The organism is Methylophaga sp. UBA2513 (assembly GCF_002341285.1).
Lineage (GTDB): Bacteria > Pseudomonadota > Gammaproteobacteria > Nitrosococcales > Methylophagaceae > Methylophaga > Methylophaga marina.
In genome coordinates, this window is record NZ_DDNT01000004.1 from 97,404 (window position 1) to 117,828 (window position 20,425).

The 20,425-nt window shown below is 43.2% G+C and carries 23 protein-coding genes; 13 read left to right on the forward strand and 10 right to left on the reverse strand.

Annotated features, from left to right (window positions below; all coding sequences use genetic code 11):
• The first annotated feature begins 36 nt into the window (after positions 1–36).
• The 3 genes from B3V56_RS01145 to B3V56_RS01155 all read left to right on the forward strand — a co-directional run bounded on the left by B3V56_RS01145 (position 37) and on the right by B3V56_RS01155 (position 2,503).
• A complete protein-coding gene (locus B3V56_RS01145) occupies positions 37–1,335 on the forward strand; it encodes a mechanosensitive ion channel family protein (protein ID WP_286304855.1) in 1,299 nt (432 codons plus the stop codon).
• A 105-nt stretch (positions 1,336–1,440) separates the two neighbouring features.
• On the forward strand, positions 1,441–1,833 hold the full coding sequence (locus B3V56_RS01150) for a hypothetical protein (RefSeq protein WP_289281725.1): 393 nt from the start codon (positions 1,441–1,443) through the stop codon (positions 1,831–1,833).
• A gap of 208 nt (positions 1,834–2,041) precedes the next feature.
• Complete coding sequence (locus B3V56_RS01155) at positions 2,042–2,503, forward strand: MarR family winged helix-turn-helix transcriptional regulator (protein WP_286304857.1); 462 nt, start codon at positions 2,042–2,044, stop codon at positions 2,501–2,503.
• Here B3V56_RS01155 and B3V56_RS01160 read toward each other — a convergent pair.
• The 4 genes from B3V56_RS01160 to B3V56_RS01175 form a co-directional block, all read right to left on the reverse strand.
• Positions 2,500–3,291, reverse strand: coding sequence for a hypothetical protein (locus tag B3V56_RS01160; RefSeq protein ID WP_289281724.1), 792 nt, complete (start codon positions 3,289–3,291; stop codon positions 2,500–2,502). The two genes, B3V56_RS01155 and B3V56_RS01160, sit on opposite strands and share 4 nt — an antisense overlap.
• A 14-nt stretch (positions 3,292–3,305) precedes the next feature.
• A complete protein-coding gene (locus B3V56_RS01165; RefSeq protein WP_289281723.1) occupies positions 3,306–4,739 on the reverse strand; it encodes a sensor domain-containing diguanylate cyclase in 1,434 nt (477 codons plus the stop codon).
• Positions 4,740–4,800: 61 nt separating this feature from the next.
• Positions 4,801–5,115, reverse strand: coding sequence for a hypothetical protein (locus B3V56_RS01170; protein ID WP_289281722.1), 315 nt, complete (start codon positions 5,113–5,115; stop codon positions 4,801–4,803).
• A gap of 87 nt (positions 5,116–5,202) precedes the next feature.
• Positions 5,203–5,643: an RrF2 family transcriptional regulator gene (locus tag B3V56_RS01175; RefSeq protein WP_289244847.1), complete on the reverse strand. Its 441-nt coding sequence runs from the start codon at positions 5,641–5,643 to the stop codon at positions 5,203–5,205.
• Positions 5,644–5,957: 314 nt separating this feature from the next.
• On the opposite strand from B3V56_RS01175, the gene B3V56_RS01180 reads away from it, so the two are divergent.
• Entirely contained in the window at positions 5,958–6,503 is a 546-nt protein-coding gene (locus B3V56_RS01180) for a lipocalin family protein (protein ID WP_289283889.1), read from the forward strand.
• Between the two features lie 3 nt (positions 6,504–6,506).
• Here the strand turns inward: B3V56_RS01180 and B3V56_RS01185 are convergent, their stop codons facing one another.
• Complete coding sequence (locus B3V56_RS01185; RefSeq protein WP_289281719.1) at positions 6,507–7,112, reverse strand: cysteine hydrolase family protein; 606 nt, start codon at positions 7,110–7,112, stop codon at positions 6,507–6,509.
• Positions 7,113–7,244: 132 nt separating this feature from the next.
• Here B3V56_RS01185 and B3V56_RS01190 point away from each other — a divergent pair, with 132 nt between their 5' ends.
• The gene (locus B3V56_RS01190) at positions 7,245–8,057 is read left to right on the forward strand and encodes an ion transporter (protein WP_289281718.1); all 813 of its coding nucleotides are present in this window, start codon (positions 7,245–7,247) and stop codon (positions 8,055–8,057) included.
• A gap of 41 nt (positions 8,058–8,098) precedes the next feature.
• Here B3V56_RS01190 and B3V56_RS01195 read toward each other — a convergent pair whose 3' ends face one another.
• On the reverse strand, positions 8,099–8,569 hold the full coding sequence (locus B3V56_RS01195) for a Dps family protein (protein ID WP_286304865.1): 471 nt from the start codon (positions 8,567–8,569) through the stop codon (positions 8,099–8,101).
• 244 nt (positions 8,570–8,813) lie between these two features.
• Between B3V56_RS01195 and B3V56_RS01200 the strand changes: the two genes are divergently transcribed.
• The 5 genes from B3V56_RS01200 to B3V56_RS01220 all read left to right on the forward strand — a co-directional run bounded on the left by B3V56_RS01200 (position 8,814) and on the right by B3V56_RS01220 (position 12,248).
• The gene (locus B3V56_RS01200) at positions 8,814–9,056 is read left to right on the forward strand and encodes a DUF2061 domain-containing protein (RefSeq protein ID WP_289244843.1); all 243 of its coding nucleotides are present in this window, start codon (positions 8,814–8,816) and stop codon (positions 9,054–9,056) included.
• 10 nt (positions 9,057–9,066) lie between these two features.
• Positions 9,067–10,245, forward strand: coding sequence for a chromate efflux transporter (chrA, locus tag B3V56_RS01205; protein ID WP_289282210.1), 1,179 nt, complete (start codon positions 9,067–9,069; stop codon positions 10,243–10,245).
• Positions 10,242–10,745, forward strand: coding sequence for a GNAT family N-acetyltransferase (locus tag B3V56_RS01210; RefSeq protein WP_289283890.1), 504 nt, complete (start codon positions 10,242–10,244; stop codon positions 10,743–10,745). The genes chrA and B3V56_RS01210 overlap by 4 nt, the downstream gene beginning before the upstream one ends.
• A 52-nt stretch (positions 10,746–10,797) precedes the next feature.
• On the forward strand, positions 10,798–10,989 hold the full coding sequence (locus B3V56_RS01215) for a CPXCG motif-containing cysteine-rich protein (RefSeq protein WP_286304869.1): 192 nt from the start codon (positions 10,798–10,800) through the stop codon (positions 10,987–10,989).
• A gap of 149 nt (positions 10,990–11,138) precedes the next feature.
• Entirely contained in the window at positions 11,139–12,248 is a 1,110-nt protein-coding gene (locus B3V56_RS01220; RefSeq protein WP_289282212.1) for a PepSY-associated TM helix domain-containing protein, read from the forward strand.
• On the opposite strand, the gene B3V56_RS01225 is transcribed toward B3V56_RS01220, so the two are convergent.
• Genes B3V56_RS01225 through doeB2 form a run of 4 tightly spaced genes read right to left on the reverse strand, consistent with a single transcriptional unit; the run spans position 12,241 to position 17,352 of the window.
• Complete coding sequence (locus B3V56_RS01225; RefSeq protein ID WP_289283891.1) at positions 12,241–13,602, reverse strand: NAD-dependent succinate-semialdehyde dehydrogenase; 1,362 nt, start codon at positions 13,600–13,602, stop codon at positions 12,241–12,243. The two genes, B3V56_RS01220 and B3V56_RS01225, sit on opposite strands and share 8 nt — an antisense overlap.
• Positions 13,603–13,609: 7 nt before the next feature.
• Positions 13,610–14,863 (reverse strand): ectoine hydrolase, encoded by a 1,254-nt coding sequence (doeA, locus tag B3V56_RS01230; protein WP_286304871.1) that lies wholly within the window; start codon positions 14,861–14,863, stop codon positions 13,610–13,612.
• Positions 14,860–16,134 (reverse strand): aspartate aminotransferase family protein, encoded by a 1,275-nt coding sequence (locus B3V56_RS01235; protein ID WP_289244839.1) that lies wholly within the window; start codon positions 16,132–16,134, stop codon positions 14,860–14,862. The genes doeA and B3V56_RS01235 overlap by 4 nt, the downstream gene beginning before the upstream one ends.
• Before the next feature lie 54 nt (positions 16,135–16,188).
• On the reverse strand, positions 16,189–17,352 hold the full coding sequence (gene doeB2 / locus B3V56_RS01240) for a N(2)-acetyl-L-2,4-diaminobutanoate deacetylase DoeB2 (protein ID WP_289282219.1): 1,164 nt from the start codon (positions 17,350–17,352) through the stop codon (positions 16,189–16,191).
• A 213-nt stretch (positions 17,353–17,565) separates the two neighbouring features.
• Between doeB2 and B3V56_RS01245 the strand changes: the two genes are divergently transcribed.
• From B3V56_RS01245 to B3V56_RS01255, 3 genes are all read left to right on the forward strand, one after another.
• Entirely contained in the window at positions 17,566–18,177 is a 612-nt protein-coding gene (locus B3V56_RS01245) for a TetR/AcrR family transcriptional regulator (RefSeq protein ID WP_289282220.1), read from the forward strand.
• Between the two features lie 74 nt (positions 18,178–18,251).
• Complete coding sequence (locus tag B3V56_RS01250) at positions 18,252–19,412, forward strand: iron-containing alcohol dehydrogenase (RefSeq protein WP_289244836.1); 1,161 nt, start codon at positions 18,252–18,254, stop codon at positions 19,410–19,412.
• Positions 19,413–19,428: 16 nt separating this feature from the next.
• Positions 19,429–20,418 (forward strand): zinc-dependent alcohol dehydrogenase family protein, encoded by a 990-nt coding sequence (locus B3V56_RS01255; RefSeq protein WP_289282223.1) that lies wholly within the window; start codon positions 19,429–19,431, stop codon positions 20,416–20,418.
• Positions 20,419–20,425: the final 7 nt, after the last annotated feature.

Consider the following 20,425-nt stretch of genomic DNA (forward strand, 5'->3'; position numbering starts at 1 on the left):
AATACATTGTGTCCGAGATAAATAGAAAGGTACACCATGGATATCGAACACTACCAAAGTCTGATCGAACAATTTCTGAGTCAATTAATGCATTGGTTAAGTAGTCCAAAATTTTATTCACAAATTGGATTAATCATACTGGCTCTGCTCATTGGCTTGTCAGTGAATCGTTTCCTTCGCAATCTGTCCCCTCTTCTCAGAGAAAGGCCAACGGAAGGGCCTATTCTTCAAATTCGTCAAGGTATATTCAGACTGAGAGAACTCATTCTGCCACTTATGCTGGTGTTATCAATGTCTGTAGCCGCTGACATCAGTCAAGCTGTGATTGGTCAAGCCTGGCTGGTTAAACTCAGCTTGAGCCTTGCCGTCATTTTTATGCTTTACACCATTATCACCCGGTTCGTTGAGAAACAGCTTTTTAGAAAACTCGCTTTATGGTTCATTTTGCCTATTGCTGTTTTGCACGTATTTGGCTGGCTGGATGAAGTTGTCGCTTACCTTGAAACAATCTCACTGCAGATCGGCAACTTTAAAATCTCTGCTTATGGCGTAGCCAGAGTTCTCATCTTTGGTTCGGTTTTATTTTGGTTAGGTCGACTTTCCAACAGTGCCGGTCAGCAAATCATTCGCAATCAGCATGATTTGGATATTGGTACAAGGGAGGTGTTTGCAAAGTTATTTCAAGTAGGACTCTTCTTTGTCGTCTTTTTACTGTTACTTCAAATCATGGGCATTAATTTGACCGCATTGGCCGTGTTCGGCGGTGCGCTTGGTGTTGGTCTAGGGTTTGGACTTCAGGCCATCGCATCCAATTTTATCTCCGGTATCATTCTTCTATTGGACCGCTCCCTGAGCGTGGGTGACTTTGTTGAGATGGAAGATGGTCGCTGTGGCACCATACGTGAACTCAATATGCGTTCAACGACCTTAGAAACCTATGACGGCAAAGACATCATGGTGCCCAACGAACAATTTATTACGACCAGCTTCACCAATTGGACACACAAAAATACCAAACAACGCTACTCATTGGAGTTTCAGGTTGCCTATAAAACAGATTTACACCAGCTCTTTGAACTGGTTCGAGAAACAGTGGGAAGTCATCCACAAGTGATGAGTGGTGAGGATATACCTATTGAAGAAAGACCAGACGCCGAAATAAAAGGCTTTGCTGACTCTGGCATAGATATTCTGGTCGAATTCTGGATGCAAGGCATTGATGATGGTCCCAACAGGGTTGGTGCTGACCTACTGTTGATGATTTGGGATATTCTGAAACAAAACGATATCGAAATTCCCTTCCCACAACGAGAAGTTAAAATTATTAATCAATAATTGCCAGGATATCCTTAACATTAAAATGCTTGTGCGCAAGCATTTTAATGTTATTATTTAGTCACTTGGTCAATACCAGTCTCACTTTATTATTGGGAGTTTTTTATGAAATATACACCGTTCATTGCTCCCATTCTTGTCACCGCCGTTATCGCTCTAAATCAGACTTTCGCTTGTGATAGCCAGTTATCCTGTAAAAGTAATACAAAAACATCGTCCCCTGCTCAAAGACTGGCAGAAAGTTGCTATCGACAATGGTTAACTCTCGACTGGACACTGGCAAATGCAGAAATGCTAGCAAGAGACAATCTCGCTTTTAATGAGGGTGTGAGAAATATCTGTCAGGCTAGGGCTGAACTCTTCTTTGAGGGGTATGAAATAAAGCCCTTTATCGCAGCTGATTCACAGCAAGAAGTCTTTCAACTGGTTTTTCGTCCAAATGTCGATGCAATAAAATCACAAATTCGTCTCAATTTACCGAAACTCAGACTGATATAATGAGTCTGAGATATGGTATATCTTTTTTTATCCAGAAAATTGTCATTTCATATAAATAACTGAGAATAAATCCGATTTGCGTTGCTTTGATTACTCTCTATAATGAGCAATCTTGAGTTGTTATAGACTTAAGCGAATCAATCAACGGCGACTAAGCCTTATTGCATCGTGGCAATGTTAATAAGCAAATTTTTTAAGGAATCAACGCATGTCAAACTTTGATAACTTGAGACTCGATAATCAACTGTGCTTTGCTTTATATAGTGCTACGAACAGCATCACACGATTTTATCGCAGTCTGTTAAATGAATATGATCTCACCTACCCCCAATATCTGGTTTTAGTTGTTTTGTGGGAAAAAGATGGTGTCGCCATTAAAGATGTGATGAAACAACTGAAGTTAGACTCAGGTACATTATCTCCCATCATTAAACGGCTTCAGGCTGCTGAGCTGGTTGAGAAAGTTCGCACAGATGAAGATGAAAGGGTTGTTCGCCTTTTCCTAACGAACAAAGCGAGACAATTGGAGCCCCATATCGCTGAAGTTCAAAATAAAGTGGCATGTAAAACTAATTTGTCATCAACAGAGTTTTTTGACTTATTAAGCACCCTGAATCAACTCACCAATGATCTCAACCAACGTGAAGAAACTACTGAGAAAATGACCTAAAGCTTTATTTGATATACATGGACAGTGAATTTGAATAAAAGCCACAGCGTTAATAAAGGAATAAATAACATTAATAAAACAAACTCAGCAAGTAGATAGACAGCTGCTTTAACTGCACGATCTGCCTGCTCCCTGACTTGCTGAAGTTTTGCTTCTATATCTAACTGGCCTTTCAGACTGTTAAACCAGCCTTTTGATTTTTTCTGTTGTTGCTCACTCAATGTTTCCACTTCATTCTGGGTCTGTTCCAAGACAATAACAGCTTCTTCCCTCTGAGATGCCAATAACTCATGCACCGTTGCACTAGCCATCACTGATACAGGTATCAATAACCTTAGAATAGATAAAAACAATACTGTTTTAAGAAAAACAGGTGTGAGTTGCTGTGATGTTTTAGCTAAAAAATAACTCGCCGCCGCTATCAGTGCTAATGTTGCAATCGCTATTCTCAAAAATGCTTGATCAGATAAAAATAAGATAATTTGCTGAATGCCGAGTGAAGCTGAGGCAGCTAATAACACACTTGAGAATTGTTCTATTAGGTCATTTAAAGGATCGAGTATTTGTCCCGGTGCTAATGTCAGCCCGACGCCCATGGGTTCTATAGAAACTTCAGTTCCCTGAGCAACAGAGATGACACCATTTAAGCCTCTCGCCAAAGCATAGACTGACAAGGTGACCGTCATCATTTGTTTAAGCTGATGATCAGTCGACGTTGCAACAGGAAAGCAAGCCAAAATTAAACAAACACAAAGCACTGATAATGACAATCGATGTTTGTTTAACATATTCAACTCATCTCTCAGCGAACACAATTTCGACCATTATTTTTCGCTTGGTAAAGTGAAACATCAGCCCGAGCAATTAACTGACTCATTGTTTCTTGCTGTTGATACTCAGCCACCCCAGCACTCACTGTAATTTGACGTTTTTTACCATTGTATTCAAATACATGCTGGGCAATCGCTTCGCGAATGTTGTTTGCGAGTTTAATGGCTTGATTTTGATTACAATCTTGCAACATTAAAACGAATTCTTCGCCACCCCAACGACATACCACATCTTCTTCACGAACCTGTTGGCGCATAATGCCAGCCACTGTGGTAAGTACATAGTCACCATACTGGTGACCATGATTGTCATTAACTTGTTTGAAGTGGTCAATGTCAATCAGTACGAGTGATAAAGCTTCCTGGTGTCTTTTACCCCTGGCAACAGCCTGTGTAAAGAATGAATCAAATACTTGCCTATTGATTGCACCTGTAAGCTTATCCTTGGTGGCCATGGTTTCAAGACGACCCTGATATCCTCTTGACGCTAAATGCAAAATAAAAAGCACAATAAGACTTATGGCAAATGACACCATAAGGTTTAGAATCAAGGCGTTTTCGACTTTTTCTGTACTCGGGTCGTTAACCTGCTCGACAATCAGATACCAGTCAAATTCGGGCACTAAACGGCTATTGAGATAAATGGTACTGCCATTGACCGTGTTAAAAGAAAATGATGAACTGGGCGTCGTGAGAATACGTGTAAATACCTTATCCAGACCTTCTTTATTCTGAATATGAAGTTCCTTACTGTACTTGCTGCTTTGCAGCATAACTTGACCTTGTCGGTCTATAAAATAGATTTCTCGACCGTAACGCTGTTGATAATTTTCAATCAGCTCTTCTACAACCAGTAAAGATAATCCAACACCTATCACCCCAATAAACTTTCCTTTCTTATCAAGAACGCGATAATTGACAAAGATACTCAGACGGTTTGGCTCAGCCGTATCTCGGTCAATATTGATGAGGTAAGGTTGATTGGCGTTTTTTGCTTTGTAATACCAGGCATCAGCCTCAACGTCTTCAGATACTTTCTTCAAGATGCCAGTTGGATGGTAATAATTCTGCGTTTTACTGGACACAAAAAATGCCGTAATAGTGTTGTATTTCTCTTGAATCTGGCTAAGGTAACTTTGCATTTTTTCTGGTTCAAGCTCACCTTCATTGACCCAATCGAATACAAAAACATCATTGGCCATCAAAGAAGAAATCACCAGTGGATGAAGCAGATCTCGCTGAATTTCTGAATAGATATTATCACTGGTCAGCGGAAGCATCTCTTGTTGCAGGCGTTGTGAGATCGAACTTCTGGCAACAAAGTAACCAATTAAACTTGTTGCTAAAAAGCCCATTAAAACGATGATGCTTATAATGAGTGTGTAAAGACGCTTACGATTTTTCAAAGAGAAGACACCAAAAATAAATGGTCAATAGTATTCAAGCTTTCACATTATTTCCAATTTTTTAGTCTAGGTCGAAAGGATAATCACGTTCATCCTTGTCATTCGCAGTACTCATTTTTCTATGATGTCTGACACCCAGAGCAAAACTGATTAGCAAAAGAATATAAAAGACGTCTAGGTCATCTTGTTTGAATAAACTGATGATGGCCCAGAAAACAGGAATATAAAAAACAACGCTGGAGAGAACAGCAGCCCACATAGGTAAATCCCTACGTGCAGCAAGGTATACATAACGGCTGAAAAGCCCGGATAAAAAACCGCCAAAGATTGCCAAAAAAAGATAAAGCACCATACCAATAGTATTTACATGCGACATACACTACCTGCTGACTATTGAAACGACAAAGGAACTGAGTAAACCACTCCCTATGACTCTCTCACTATATACGCATTAGTGGTGCGTTTACACTGCCGTTGGCAATGATAGGCTTTGTTGCAGTTTATGTTTATTCTTTACCACATCGGCCAGTGTATACTCATCCAAAACTGCAAAAAATGCTTTTTGAGCTTTTCTTAGCGCACTAAAAAGTACACAAACCGACTCAATTGGACACTGACAGTTGGTACCAAAGCATTCCAATAATTCCGGATTTTCAATCTTTCGCAGAAGCAATCCAATATTTATTTCTTCTGCTGGCAAAGCTAATTTCAGACCACCGCCCCTGCCACGCTGGCTGATAATAAGTTTTTCTTGCACCAATCGTTGCGCCACTTTTGCCAGATGATTTGTAGAAATACCATACCGTTCAGATGCATCTTTGACCGTAGCCGGTTTTTCCTGACTGTGAATCGCTAAATACATCAAAAGTCTCAGCGCATAATCTGAATGAGAAGTTAGCTGCACAGAACCGTACCTTGAGTTATTTTATGTGTCATTCCGTTCTTCCTTCTGTAGAAGTCATCAGTAAATCACAGACATAAGCAATTTTTCAGCCATCGGCGCATTAATCGTAAAACATTGCAAGTGATCTTCTCATACCATTCCATTATACCGAGCTTAGCAGGTTAAGTAGTTAGTGTTTGTACCAGCATCGGTTTGCCATTCACCAAACTTTTGGTTCACAAATACGCACTTAAAAAGTGCATTTGAATCAAATACGTGCTTCACGGCAAATTCACGATACACAATCAATGATGTTCGCTAAAAAAGGTGAAAATATGCGTCTAAGTATTACAGGAATTATTGTCATGATGATGTTATTGAGCGGTTGCCAAAAAAGTCATCCACCTATCGAACCCGTCTCTTATGTCGACATAGACCGGTTTATGGGTGATTGGTACGTAATCGCCAATATCCCCACCTTTATTGAAAAAGGGGCACATAATGCCATCGAATCTTATGAGTTGAATGATGACGGCACAATTCAGACCACATTCACGTTTCACGAAGACAGTTTTGACGGTGAATTAAAAACCTATCACCCCAAAGGATTCATCACGGATGAACAAACTAACGCTATCTGGGGAATGCAGTTTATCTGGCCTATAAAAGCAGATTACCGAATCATGTACCTGACCGAAGATTACTCTCAGACTATCGTCGCACGCAATAAGCGTGATTATGTTTGGATTATGGCCAGAACGCCGACCATCCCAGAGGCAGATTATCAGCACATGCTAAAACTGATCGAGAACGTCGGTTACGATATTAGTCAAATCCAACGCGTTCCACAGCAGTGGTCAGAGAATCCGGGTGACAAGTAAATCTTAGTCGGGCCGAGCTTCAATGGCCAAATCGTCAACCGTATCGACAATTGCTGCATATAAATCACGAGTAGCAGCAATAGTGACTTCCTGGACCTGCTCAGCAGAAAGCTGCTTTCCATTGTTTAAACATAGAGGACGCGTGGCTGTGGCATCTGCCACAATCGTCACATTGTAACCACGATTAAAACCGCCATGAGCAGTCGAGTTCACACACATATGTGTCATGAAGCCAGCAAGGATAATTTTTTCTATGCTTCGTTTTCTGAGTGCTTCATCCAATGATGTCTGAATAAATGCATTGGGAAAACTTTTTTCAATGACATATTCGCCATCAATCGGCGCCACTTCATCGGCAATAGCACCCAAGCGGCTATTCAAATCATACGGTGAACCTTTTCCACCATCATGCTGGATATGAAAAACAGGAACACCATGTTCACGTGCAAGCTCGAGTAATTTTTTTACTTGCTGAAGCGCTGGTTCAACATTATCCAACTTCAATACCCCTTCCCTGTAGGTATTCTGACAATCAATCAGTATGAGCGCAGACTCACTTAATGCTGAAGGTTCATGGCTTATCCCAATGATATCTCGTAAAGTCTTCATATGCATTCTCCATGGATAGCGTCAACTGAACATAGCATATCTACCGCACACATAACATGCTAACTTGCATAAATTTTTCCAATCGCTATTATTCCGCAGCTAGCCAAGATTTATATTTAAACAGGAGTAAAAATGGCCTCAGCCCTTACCCAAAGAACCCATCGTTTTGCGGCTATTTTTCTTAACATTAAACAGAACAAGATATTTGAAACGATTGTTGTTGCTGTCATTCTTTTTTCAGCATTAATGATAGGGGCAAAAACTTATAATATCCCCAGTCAACTGCTCACCGTCATTGTCTGGCTGGATTATGGCATTACCATCTTCTTTCTTATTGAAATCAGCATTCGCTTTTTTGCTGAAACCAACAAGCTGAATTTTTTCAAAAGTGGCTGGAATATATTCGACACCATTATTGTTGTAGTCAGCTTAATTCCCATAGAGGATAGTGAACTGGCTCTGGTGGGCCGTTTGGTAAGGATCTTCCGTGTTTTGCGGATGGTCTCGGTCATTCCAGAGTTGCGAACTCTCTTAAACTCATTACTGAGGGCCTTGCCTCAGCTTGGTTATGTCGCGCTGCTGATGTTTATTATCGTATATATCTACGCTGCAGTTGGCACTACTTTCTTTGCCAGTGTGAATGAAACCTTATGGGGGGATATTGCTGTTTCGATGCTGACATTATTTCGAGTGATGACCTTTGAAGACTGGACAGATGTCATGTATGAAACAATGGAGTTCTATCCATTTAGCTGGGCCTTCTATATCAGCTTTATCTTTTTAAATGCTTTTGCTTTTTTGAACATGTTAATTGGCATTGTTGTGAATGTGATGGAGAAAGAAAATGCTGAACAATGGCAACAAGAGCATGCTGGTGAACCCACTATTCAGGATTTATCTAGACAGTTAGATGAGTTGAAACAACTCATCAAAAGTAAGCAATAAAAAAGGGAGCCTAGGCTCCCTTTTCTTCATCTTGAGGCTATTTATTGACCTAACGCACGTAACATCCAAGCCGTTTTTTCATGGACTCGCATACGATCAGAGACTAATGCTGCAGAGGACTCGTCATCCGCTTCTTGCGCAAGTTTAAGTGCTTTACGACAAGTTTTAACCACTTGTTCATGACCATGGGTCAGTATATTAACCATTTCTTTTGCTTCTGGTACACCTTCAACTTCTTTGATCGAGCTTAGTTCAGCAAATGATTTGTATGTACCAGGCGCTGCCACATCTAATGTACGAATGCGTTCAGCAATGTCATCCACCGCTGCCGCCAGTTCGATGTAGTGTTCTTCAAACATCAAATGTAATTCCCGGAATTGAGGACCGGTTACATTCCAATGAAAGTTGTGGGTTTGTAAATAAAGAGTGTAAGAGTCTGCCAGTAAGCTTTTTAAGCCATCGGCAATATCTTGTCTATCCTGCTTATTGATACCGATATCAATTTTACTCATTAATGAGCCTCCTTATTATTAAATGGACATATATAGTCACTACGAACGCTGATTCGTTCATATGAATTACATATAACTACATCATAATGACTGTATAGAAAATGTGAAACAGTTTATTTCCATATAAATAATCGGAAATACCGATGAGTTAATCATCGATTTTATCTATTCACTTGATTGATTTAAATCATTGTACATTCGTCAAAACGTAAATAATAATTATTCTCAACAAAGGAGAGTAGTGATGAAAAAAACAATGAGTTTTGCTGTTGTACATTTCACTGTGGCATTTACTGTTGGTTACGTGATGACAGGTAGTGTCTTGGTCGGAGGCACGATGGCCTTAATTGAACCGGCTATCAATACGTTTGCCTTCTACGCCCATGAGAAAGTATGGACTAAAATGACACGCTCACACTCTGATAACAAATCATCAGCGGATTTTAGTACAAAAAATTTGGTAAAGTCTGGCCCAATGGAAGTATGAGATAACAGTAGTGCAGCTAGCCAACCAGTTAACTATTTTTAAGGCTTTTTTTATATTGGGTTTGACTGCATTTGGCGGTCCTGTTGCTCATATTGCCTATTTCAGAACACAGTTTGTCGAGAAAAGACAGTGGTTATCTGACCCAGAGTTCTCACAGTTGCTCGCCATAAGCCAGGCTTTGCCTGGCCCGGCAAGTAGCCAGCTGGGATTTGCTATTGGTTTATATCGTGGTGGTATGTTGGGCGCGGTGATTGCATTTATTGCTTTCACTTTGCCATCAGCCCTGCTTCTTGTGCTGTTTGCTTTGTCGATATCATCAGCATCATTTCCGTATAGAGAAGCGGCACTACATGGCTTGCAGCTCGTTGCATTGCCGGTTGTGGCTGATGCGGTATGGAAAATGACTCGCCAGCTCTGCCCTGACCTTAACACCAAACTCATCGCCCTACTCAGTCTGATCTTTTTATTGACCCTACCCTCTAGCTACAGTCAGTTTTTTGTGATGCTAATTGGTGGCATAGCTGGTATTTTTCTCCTTTCTTCGACTGAACATAAGCAGACATTTTCATTCAATTTGTCTTATGGCAAAACAACGTCTGTCGTAATGTTAGTCGTTTTTGCTCTACTCTTTTTAGCGCCCGTTCTTGCTATCGATAATCCCTTGTTTCACGTCATGACGATTTTTTACCAGACGGGTGCCACTGTTTTTGGTGGAGGACATGTTGTGCTTCCGCTACTGGAAAACAGAATTGTCGATACCAACTTAATAACTTCTGAACAATTTTTATCTGGATACGGTGCTGCTCAGGCCATACCGGGCCCATTATTCACACTTTCCGCTTACTTGGGGGCACTGTTACCAGGTGGGAGTGGTGGAATATTTGGCGCTCTGCTGTCTTTATGTGCCTTATTTCTGCCAGGCTTTTTATTGCTGTTAGCACTTCTACCCTTATGGCAGTCATTGCAAAATAATAGCGTGATACAAAAAGCACTGGCCGGGATAAACGCGGCGATGGTCGGGTTATTAGCGGCTGCGCTCTATCAGCCAATCTGGCAACATGTTGTTCTCTCTTTTGCAGACATCATGATTGCGGCAACTGGCTTTATCTTGTTACATATCTATCGTTTATCACCTGTTGTTATTGTTGTATGGTGTCTCGCTGGCAGCATTCTCACGAGTTTTTTATGAATTCCGCATGTATCAGGCAAGCACAACAAGCAGACATCATTAGCATCACCGATTTATTAAATCGCTGTGCTGAACATATGCATCAACAGGGTATGGCACACTGGCTTGGTGTCTACGATGCAGATTCAGTCAAAGAGAATATGATGACCAAGCAGGTCTATGTATTGGAAAAAGATGAACAGATTGTTGGTTGTATCGCGATGGGCACAGAAAAAGCCAGTTACTATGATGCATGTTGGCCCAAAGCCCCTGCGGCAGATATTTATATCACGCAATTAGCTGTTTCTCCTTTGGTTCAAGGGTCTGGCTATGGCAAGCAACTCATGCAATTTTGTCTCGATAAAGCCGGTGATAATTCGGTGCAATTAGATGCCGTCGATCATTACCCGGCTTTACTTAAGTTTTATAAGGATCTGGGGTTTCGTATTATTGCAACAGGAATAGGTTTAGGTGATAAACGTCACTTGTTTGCCTACCCAATTAACGCATTTCCTGATTAGGAACTCCCAGTCGAAATCTCAGTCACTCATTTAAATGATGATGGAGATAAATATGGTTTACGCGTTACAAGAACACACTGTGTCATGCCCTTACTGTGGTGAAATGATTTCAGTCATCATCGATGGCTCTGTCGACTCACAGGAATATATCGAAGACTGTGAGGTATGTTGTCGCCCTATCACTTTTAGCGTGGAAGTTGATCATGAAGGCATTCATGTCCAGACATCACATGAAAATGACTAAGATGTGACTTTAGCCCACAATAGACAATAATAAATCCTATTTGATATTCAATATCAATTACACTAACATGCTGATTCGCTCTTGATGGCAATCACGCATCCATTCTTTTTATACCTAGCCGATAACAAACCAAAGACCTCAACCTCTCCATGCGAAAATTCTGGATCGAGTTTCACCGAATCAGTGGTTTAATTCTTATTATTCCACTTTTACTACAGAGTATTAGTGGGTCTATCATTGTTTTCGATCATGCTATTGATGAATGGTTAAATCCGCAACTCGTCCTTTCCGGCCAGCTCAATGCTCCTCCTGCACCACTCTCAGACATTTTGTATGCAGCCCTCCATGCCGTGCCCGATATCGCGCATATCAACTCACTGCGAGCACCACGTAGCGATAAGGCCATGTATACCGCCTTTGTGGAAATGAAATCGCAGTCACCACTGCATGGCAAAACTATCGAAGTGATGATTCATCCCTACACAGCAGATGTGGTATCAGTGCGTGAATGGGGCAGTTATTTCACATCAATGATTTACCTTTTCCACTTCACCTTTTTATTGGGTGAATCGATGGAGCTGGTGCTGGGCTTTTTAGCCATATTGATGTTAATCAACGTCATTGTTGGTGTTTATTATGGCTGGCCTCGTAGTAAAAAAGCCTGGAACTGGTTGCTGGCCCGCACCCAAAAGGCCACCTCAACTGTTGGGCGCTTTCGACGAACTCATATTGCGCTAGGGCTAATGTCTCTACCGATTTTTATTACCCTCATCGTGAGCGGTTTCAGCCTGATATTTCCTGATCAAACAAAGTGGCTTTTAAACCGTCCTGACAAAGCATCACCAAATGTAGCCTGGCTCGCAGATGAACCTGTCCAAGCTGAAAAGTGGCTGATCAGTGCAAAACAACACTGGCCTGATAAACAATGGCAACGGATTATTCCGCCAACGGAGCAGAATCCAAGCGTTGAAATCCGCTTAAACGCAGAGAATGACCCTCGCCAAACATCTGGTAGTTTTGTGTTATGGCTGAATCCACAAACCAATGAAGTGTTAGCAGAACAAAACTATAATGACATGACGGTCAGACAGAAAAGCGCTTTTTGGTTATTCCCTTTACACAGTGGTGAGGCCTTCGGGCTCACTGGACGAATTTTGGTGTTTGCTAGTGGCTTATTTACGGCTATTTTGAGTATTGCAGGAGGGTGGTTATGGTACCGACGCAAATTCAAGCGTCAGCACCAAAAACGAACTACTTAATCCACACTTGTTTAGCATTCACGAACTCTTTTATGCCATGCGGTCCTAACTCGCGACCATAACCTGACTTTTTAATACCACCACTAGGCAAGCGAGGATCTGTCTTCACAATCCCATTGATAGCCACTTGACCGGCATTGATTTTCATCGCAAAGTCCTTCGCCATTTCAGCATTATTGGTCCAGACACCCGCCCCCAGTCCAAACTCAGTATCATTTGCTAAGACAAGCGCTTGTTCAGCTGATTCAGCCTTAATGGCACACATCACGGGGCCAAATGTCTCCTCCTTAAATGCGGTCATATCTGCCGTGACATCAGCTAAAAAAGTCACCGGATATGCGAAACCTTTGCCTTCGGGCAGCTCACCTCCTAATAGACAACGCGCCCCCGCCTGAATAGTCTCAGTGACCTGGCGATGCAGGTTATCCCTTAAATCAGCACGTGCTATCGGCCCAATATCGGTAGTTTCTTCCAATGGGTCGCCCATACTTAATTTTTCCAGACGTGTTTTTAATTTATCAATAAAGTCGTCGTAAACAGGGGCTTCAATAATAATGCGCTTTGCTGCAATACATGACTGCCCAGCGTTAATAATACGAGAAAGCGTTGCCACGTCGGCAGCCTCATCCAGGTTCGCATCCGCCAGCACGATCAGCGGATCGCTCCCCCCCAACTCGAGCACTGAAGGTTTGATTTCTGATGCTGCCATGGAGGCGACCTTGGCACCAGCTCCAGCTGATCCGGTAAACGAAACCGCCGCAATATCTGGGTGACGAATCGCTTTTTCGACCAATGCTGTCTCCACCGGTAAGTTGACCATAATCCCTACAGGCGCACCGGCTTCTTTAAATACCTGCTCGATCGCCTGAGCACAGCCAGGTACATTCGGGTCATGTTTCATGACACAGGTATTACCCGCCATTAAAGCCGGGGCGAGATAACGAAAGGCCAACCAAAGTGGTGCGTTCCACGGCAGGATACCCAGCAAGGTACCTAGCGGCTGGTAACAGACATAACTCTCAGTCGCATCAGAGGGTAACACTTCATCACTCAGGTAGGCTTCTGCATGCTCTGCATAAAATTCTGCACACCATGCGGCTTTTTCTACTTCTGGACCGCCTTCTTTGACAGGCTTACCCATTTCTTCCGCCATGAGTTTACTGAGTAATGGCTTATTTTGTCTCAGTGATGCGGCGACCGATCTCAATACTTCTGCTCGTTGTTTGATAGGCATGGTTCGCCACGAATCAAATGCATTGACGGCTTTAGCAATGGCGATATTGACGCCTTCTTCATTCAGCGAATCGTAGTTATGAATGTCTTGTCCAGTGTATGGATTCGTTGCTGTTAACATCTCCACCTCATTTCGATTGTTTAGCTTTCGGTTTTGACTTGTCATCAGACTCAGTCTGACGGGCCTCATTGATATCTACTAACTTTTTATCTGCTTGATCAGGCTTTACCGTGAAATCACGATCCATGGTAAAAAAGGATTTACAGCCATCTTCAGTCACATAAATGGTGTCTGAAATACCGCAGGTTTTATCGCCATCGACACCCCACATCCAGGGGATGATATGGAAAGTCATTCCTTCTTCCAAAATGGCTGACTCACCTTGTTTCAGACTACAGATATAGCCTTCATCCCAGCTAGGAGGAAAAGCAATACCAATCGAATAACCTGAACGTGTCACTAGACGAGCACCAATATCATTATCAGAAATAATATTACGGACCATATTGTCGACATCCGACACGGTCATCCCCGGCTGAACCGTTTCATGTACTGCACTCAAGGCTTTTTTCATGGTTTCCTGAGCTTTGTACATAGAGTCAGATAACTCGCCCAATACCGCGGTGCGCATCATGGCCGTATGATAACGGCGGTAACAGCCGCCGACTTCCAGAAACACATGCTCTCCAGGTTTGACCGTTCTCCCCTCCCAGGTTGCATGTCCTATCATGGTCCTAGGCCCTGATGTGACGTAGGGCATCACTGCCGGTGGTTCTCCACCTGCTTTGAACATGGCAGAACTAATGGCAGCACCAATGTCATTTTCAGTGACACCAGCCCGGGCAGCTTCAAGACCAGCTTTCATACCTGCTTCTGTCGCTTTGGCGGCACGATGCATCAATTCAATTTCAGCGGCTGATTTTCGAATGCGACCTTGCTCCACAATGCCAAAACAATCCAGTAGTTTGCCTTCGGTCAGCGTGGTGTGAATAAAGTCTTGTTGATAAGCAGGGAAAAAGTAACTATTACGCTCATATCCAATGCGTTTATCTGATAACCCAAATTCGCGTAAGGCATCCACCAGCATCTGAATGGCATCACCCGTATCAGGGTAAGGTCGTGTTCGTTCCACCCAGGTTCTGGCAATAATATTCGACTCCTCCATCGCCCGGGTGATCATGAAGGGCTCCTGCTCTAAAGGAACGACCAGAGCTTGAAAGAAAGAGTACCCTGTGGTCTGATAATCCGTCATGTACATGATGTTTTCCGGATCGGTAATCACCACTGCATCTAAATGACGTTGAGCAATTCTGACCCGTAGCTCACTCAGACGGCGTTCATATTCCTCAAAGGGAAAGGTCATATCATCGCGTTGTCTCATGCTGCCTCCTCCATGACTTTTTGTGTCGTATTCACCAGCACTTCTAATCCGGCTTGAAGATCATCTTCAGGAATCGTCAAGGGTGGAATCAGCTTAACCACACGTCCACCTGTACCACAACTGGCAATCAGCAAACCAGCTTTAAAGCATTCATCTACAATCGCTTTTGCACGCTCACCAGTTGTCACATCTAAACCGATAATCATGCCTTTACCGCGAACCTGTATCTGTTCAAACCTCTCTTCTAACGGTGCCAGTGTCTGATACATTGTTTCGGCTTTTTGCCTGACTTGCTGCATCAGATCATCGTTATCAAAATAGGTCAGAGCTTCTTTACCGGCTACAAAAGACAAACTCTGTCCACGGAATGTCCCAGTATGTTCACCCGGCGCCCAGTACTCATCGACTTCTGGCTTAATCAGATTCATTGCCATCGGTGTTCCCATCCCACCGAGCCCTTTCGCCATACAGATAATATCGGGGTCAATATCGATACCATCAAAACTGAAAAAGGAGCCAGTTCGGCCCATACCTACCTGTATGTCATCAATAATGAGTAACGATCCGACTTCTCGCGCCAGTTTAGCTAATGCCAGTAGCCACTCTTCCGAGGCCACATTAACACCACCTTCAGCCTGAATCGTTTCAAGTAAAAATGCTGCCGGTGGCGTCACACCACTCGAAGTATCGAGATACAGCGAACGTAAATGATCCAAGACCGACATACCGCAACCTGACTCACAACCCTGACATGTTTTTTCACAGCCAAATGGATAGTGGGAAACGTGATTTAAGGGCACACCCGCAGCACCGCGAAAATAACGGTTCGCGGTAGCCGCTAAAGAACCGAGAGTCATACCATGAAATCCACGGGTGAAGGCCACTATTTCCTGTCTTGAGGTCACGCGTCTAGCGAGCTTCATAGCCGCTTCAACCGCATTTGTTCCCGTGGGACCCACAAACTGCATTTTGTGCGTCATGCCTCTCGGTTTGAGAATCGTGTCTTCAAACTTTTCCATGAACTCTCGCTTCGCGGTGGTCTGCATATCTAGTGCGTGAGTCACACCACCAGACTGAATATAGTCCACCACGGCAGAGGTCATACGCTCATTGTTATGGCCAAAATTCAGTACACCGGCACCAGCAAAAAAATCAATGTATTCCTTACCCTCTTCATCGATTTGCCTTGCATTACTGGCTTTATCAAAAACAACAGGATAGACACGACAATATGCACGGATATTGGACTCACGTTGTTCAAATATACTCATTTACTACCTCCTGGTTTGTGATATCCACTGATAATCAGCGAACGATGTAGTCAGTTATTCTGGCAAGGGCGCACCGACCAAACGCGCATACAGACGAGTGACCAAAGGAATGAGCTGGTCATTGAAATCATAAAAAGGGCTATGACAGACTGATTGATGTGCTGGACCATCATCCGCCCCCACAAGAGCAAAGGCACCGGGGATTTCGTTTAAGTAATAACTGAAGTCTTCAGACGCCATGATGGGCACAAGTGTCTCCGTTTCCATTCCGGCCTGGCCGTATTCAGCCAGCCAGTGCTCTCGCACATTCTGAGCTTGCAAGCCATGATTGATAGTCGCTTCATAACGGGGATAAATATTCACCTCACAACTCACACCATAACTGGCAGCAGTTTGTTGACTTATCTCGACAATTAAACGATTGATGACATCGCGAGTTTTTTGATCAGGTACACGGATACTTCCACCTAATACAGCTTTGTCGGGTATCACCGTTGCTGCACTGGGTGCTTCTATAGAGGAAACGTTCACCACAGCAGCTTTTTGTGGAGATAAATGACGGCTAACAATTTGTTGTAACGCCATGGTAACGGCACTGGCAGCCAGCACTGGATCACAACATAATTCTGGCTGACTCGCATGTCCTCCCTGACCAGTCAGAGTAATGTCAAACGTTCCATTACCACACATCACGATACCGTCTGGACAAATGAGCTTACCAAAAGGCATTGCTGGCCAATTATGCCAGCCATATATTTCATCTATGCCATTTAAGGCGCCATCTTCAATCATCCTCTTGGCACCATGACCACCCTCTTCCGCAGGTTGAAACAAAAGGGTGACTGGAGCTGGAAGTTGATCTTCAACTGACTTTAACCAAGCCGCACTCGCCAATAGCGTCGCAGTATGACCATCATGCCCACATGCATGCATAAAACCTTCATGTTGGGAAACCCAGGCATGTTGCGTTCTCTCAACAATGGGAAGTGCATCCATGTCCGCGCGAAGAGCGATATGTGGTTTATTTTTGCTATGTGGGTTCAGTCTGGCCAAGGTGCCAAATTCTGCACAAGGTTCCCAGGGTATACGAAGCAAATCCAGCTGCTCCCTAATTAAGCGTGCTGTTTCTACCTCATGCCAACCTAGCTCAGGTTGGCTGTGTATTTGTCGGCGCAATTGCTGCGCATGAATGATCGCTTGTTGCCAGATGGACACCATCTTGCTCCTTTGCGTTTTGTTGACTCAAAACAGTGCATGCTTTGATGAAACGAGAGTGGTTAAGCACCTGATTAGGTAATTTACGTGTTAAACATGACCACTTTCAACTCTGACAAAGCTAAAGCAAGGCTTGTTCCATTATTTATTTTCCAGTCCATGTAGCAGACAAAACAAAAACTAGACGACTGGTCTAATCTATGAAATGATAACCATATGACACAGATAAACAAATCACGCTCAACGGATACCAGACATCAGATCTTAAGTACTGCTCAGCAAATCATTCTTGGTAAAGGCTTTGCTGCTGTAGGCTTGAATGAAATATTAAAAGCAGCCAATGTGCCCAAGGGGTCTTTTTATCACTACTTTGAGTCAAAGGAACACTTTGGAACGGCCTTACTTGAGCATTATTTTGAACAATACATCGCTGGACTGGATAGCCAATTAAAGGCTGATAAACGCCCTGCTGTTGAACGTCTCATTGCCTACTTCGAGCAGTGGAAATCCAATCAATGTGATGACACCAGCATGGACAGATGCCTTGTAGTGAAATTAAGTGGGGAGGTAACTGACTTATCTGAGAGTATGCGACTCACATTAAAAAAAGGCACTCAACAAGTCATTGAGCACCTTGCCATGTGTGTGCAAGCAGCCAAAGATAATGATGAAATTAAATTAACTGCAGATGCTCAAACAGTCACAGAAGAACTCTATTATTTATGGATAGGTGCCACCCTGATGACAAAAGTTAATCACACCCCTGTTGCGCTTGAGTTAGCAATGAGTGCCACACTAAGTAAGCTCGGACTCCCAAATCACAACTGATCATCATAATTATATTTACCCAAATCATAGACGACTGGTCTATTAAAGATACTCAGTACTCAGAGGTATGACAGATGAATAATTTCAACTTTTATAATCCAACACGCATTGTTTTCGGACAGGGCCAGATCGCTGAACTGGCCAATCTAGTCCCCGAAGATGCAAGAGTTTTAGTTTTATTTGGCGGGCAAAGTGCACGTAAAAATGGCACATTAGATGAGGTTCTAATGGCACTGAATGGACGCCATGTGGAGGAGTTTGGCGGCATTGAAGCCAATCCCAGTTACAGCACGCTCATGCGTGCAGTTGAGCAAATTCGTCAGCATGAATTGAACTATTTATTAGCTGTGGGAGGTGGCTCAGTCATAGATGGAACCAAGTTTGTCGCTGCTGCTGTTCAGTGTGAGGGCGATGCATGGCAGGAAATACTAGTGAATCATGCCACAAATATTGATAAAGCCTTACCATTTGGCTCCGTACTGACCTTACCTGCTACGGGTTCAGAAATGAATGCCAACTCTGTGATTACACGTTATGAAACTCACGAGAAACTGGCCTTTAGCAGCCCGCTGGTGTATCCGACATTTTCAATACTGGATCCTACTAAGGCCTATACCCTCCCCCCCAGACAACTCGCCAATGGTGTAGTGGATGCCTTTACGCACATTATGGAGCAATATCTGACGTATCCAGTAAATGCGGCGGTACAGGATCGTTTCGCTGAAGGTTTATTGCAAACACTGATTGAGATTGGACCTAGTTTGCTTGAAACACCCGATGACTATGACCTTCAAGCTAATTTTATGTGGACTGCTACCTTAGCTTTAAACGGCTTGATTGGAGCTGGTGTGCCGCAGGATTGGGCAACGCATATGATCGGTCATGAAATTACCGCTCTGCATGGCTTGGACCATGCTCAGACATTGGCGATTTTATTACCTAGTGTGCTTCACGAACAGCGTGCAAAAAAATCCGACAAATTACTGCAATATGCACAGCGGGTATGGGGCTTGGAAGATGGTAGCGATGATGACCGAATTAATCTTGCCATCACAAAAACCCGCGATTTTTTTGAACGAATGGGGGTAAAAACGCATCTGACTGATTATCAGATCAGTGCCGATGCAATTCCAGCGATGGTCCAACAGCTCGAGCAGCATGGTCTTACACAGCTTGGTGAACACAACGATATCGATCTGGAAAAAAGCCAACACATTCTACAAGCAAGCCTATAAATATAAGGAGCGCCTTATGACAAAAACTATTCAATTTTCTGAGGCCGGTGAGCCATCTGTTTTATCTATTATTGATGAATCTGTGCCTGCTCCCGCGGCAGACGAAGTGCAGATTAAAGTCCATGCTATTGGTCTTAACCGTGCTGAAGCTATGTTCCGCCGTGGCCAATATCTCGAAGCACCGACATTCCCTACACGCATAGGCTATGAATGTGCTGGCACAGTCAAAGCGGTTGGCGAAAATATTAAACACATCAAAGTGGGCGATGCGGTCAGTACTATTCCCAATTTCTCTATGAATCAATATGGAAGCTATGCAGAGCTGACAAATATGCCGATCACGGCTGTCACCCCACATCCTGAAAATTTAAGTTGGGAACAAGCGACATCAGTATGGATGCAGTATCTAACAGCATATGGTGCCCTGATTGATATTGCCAAAATGAAAGCCGATGATTTTGTCTTAATCCCTGCTGCATCCAGCAGTGTCGGACTCGCAGCGATACAGTTATGTAACCTGATGGGTGCCACGCCAATCGCCATGACTCGAACAGCTGATAAAGTCGAACAACTTCACCAGCTTGGTGCCGAGCACGTCATTATCAGTGAACAGGATGATGTGGTTGATGCCGTCATGGCCATCACTGATGGTCGTGGTGTGAATATCGTATTCGATCCGGTAGCTGGCCCTATGCTAAGTACGTTAGCTGAAGCTTGCGCCCCACTAGCCATGATTTTTCAATATGGTGCACTGAGCGCAGACCCCACGCCTTATCCATTATTCACTGCATTACAGAAAGGCCTCACGATTCGTGGCTACACCTTATTTGAGTTTACCAGTGCACCAGAGCGTTTAGCTAAAGCCAAAGAAAAAATCTTTGACTGGTTAAAACATTCCCAGCTGAGCCCAGTCATAGCAAAGACATTTGATTTTGACGATATCGTGACAGCACACAGCTATCTGGAAGCCAATAATCAATTAGGCAAAATTGTTATTACACTCTAACTCTAAG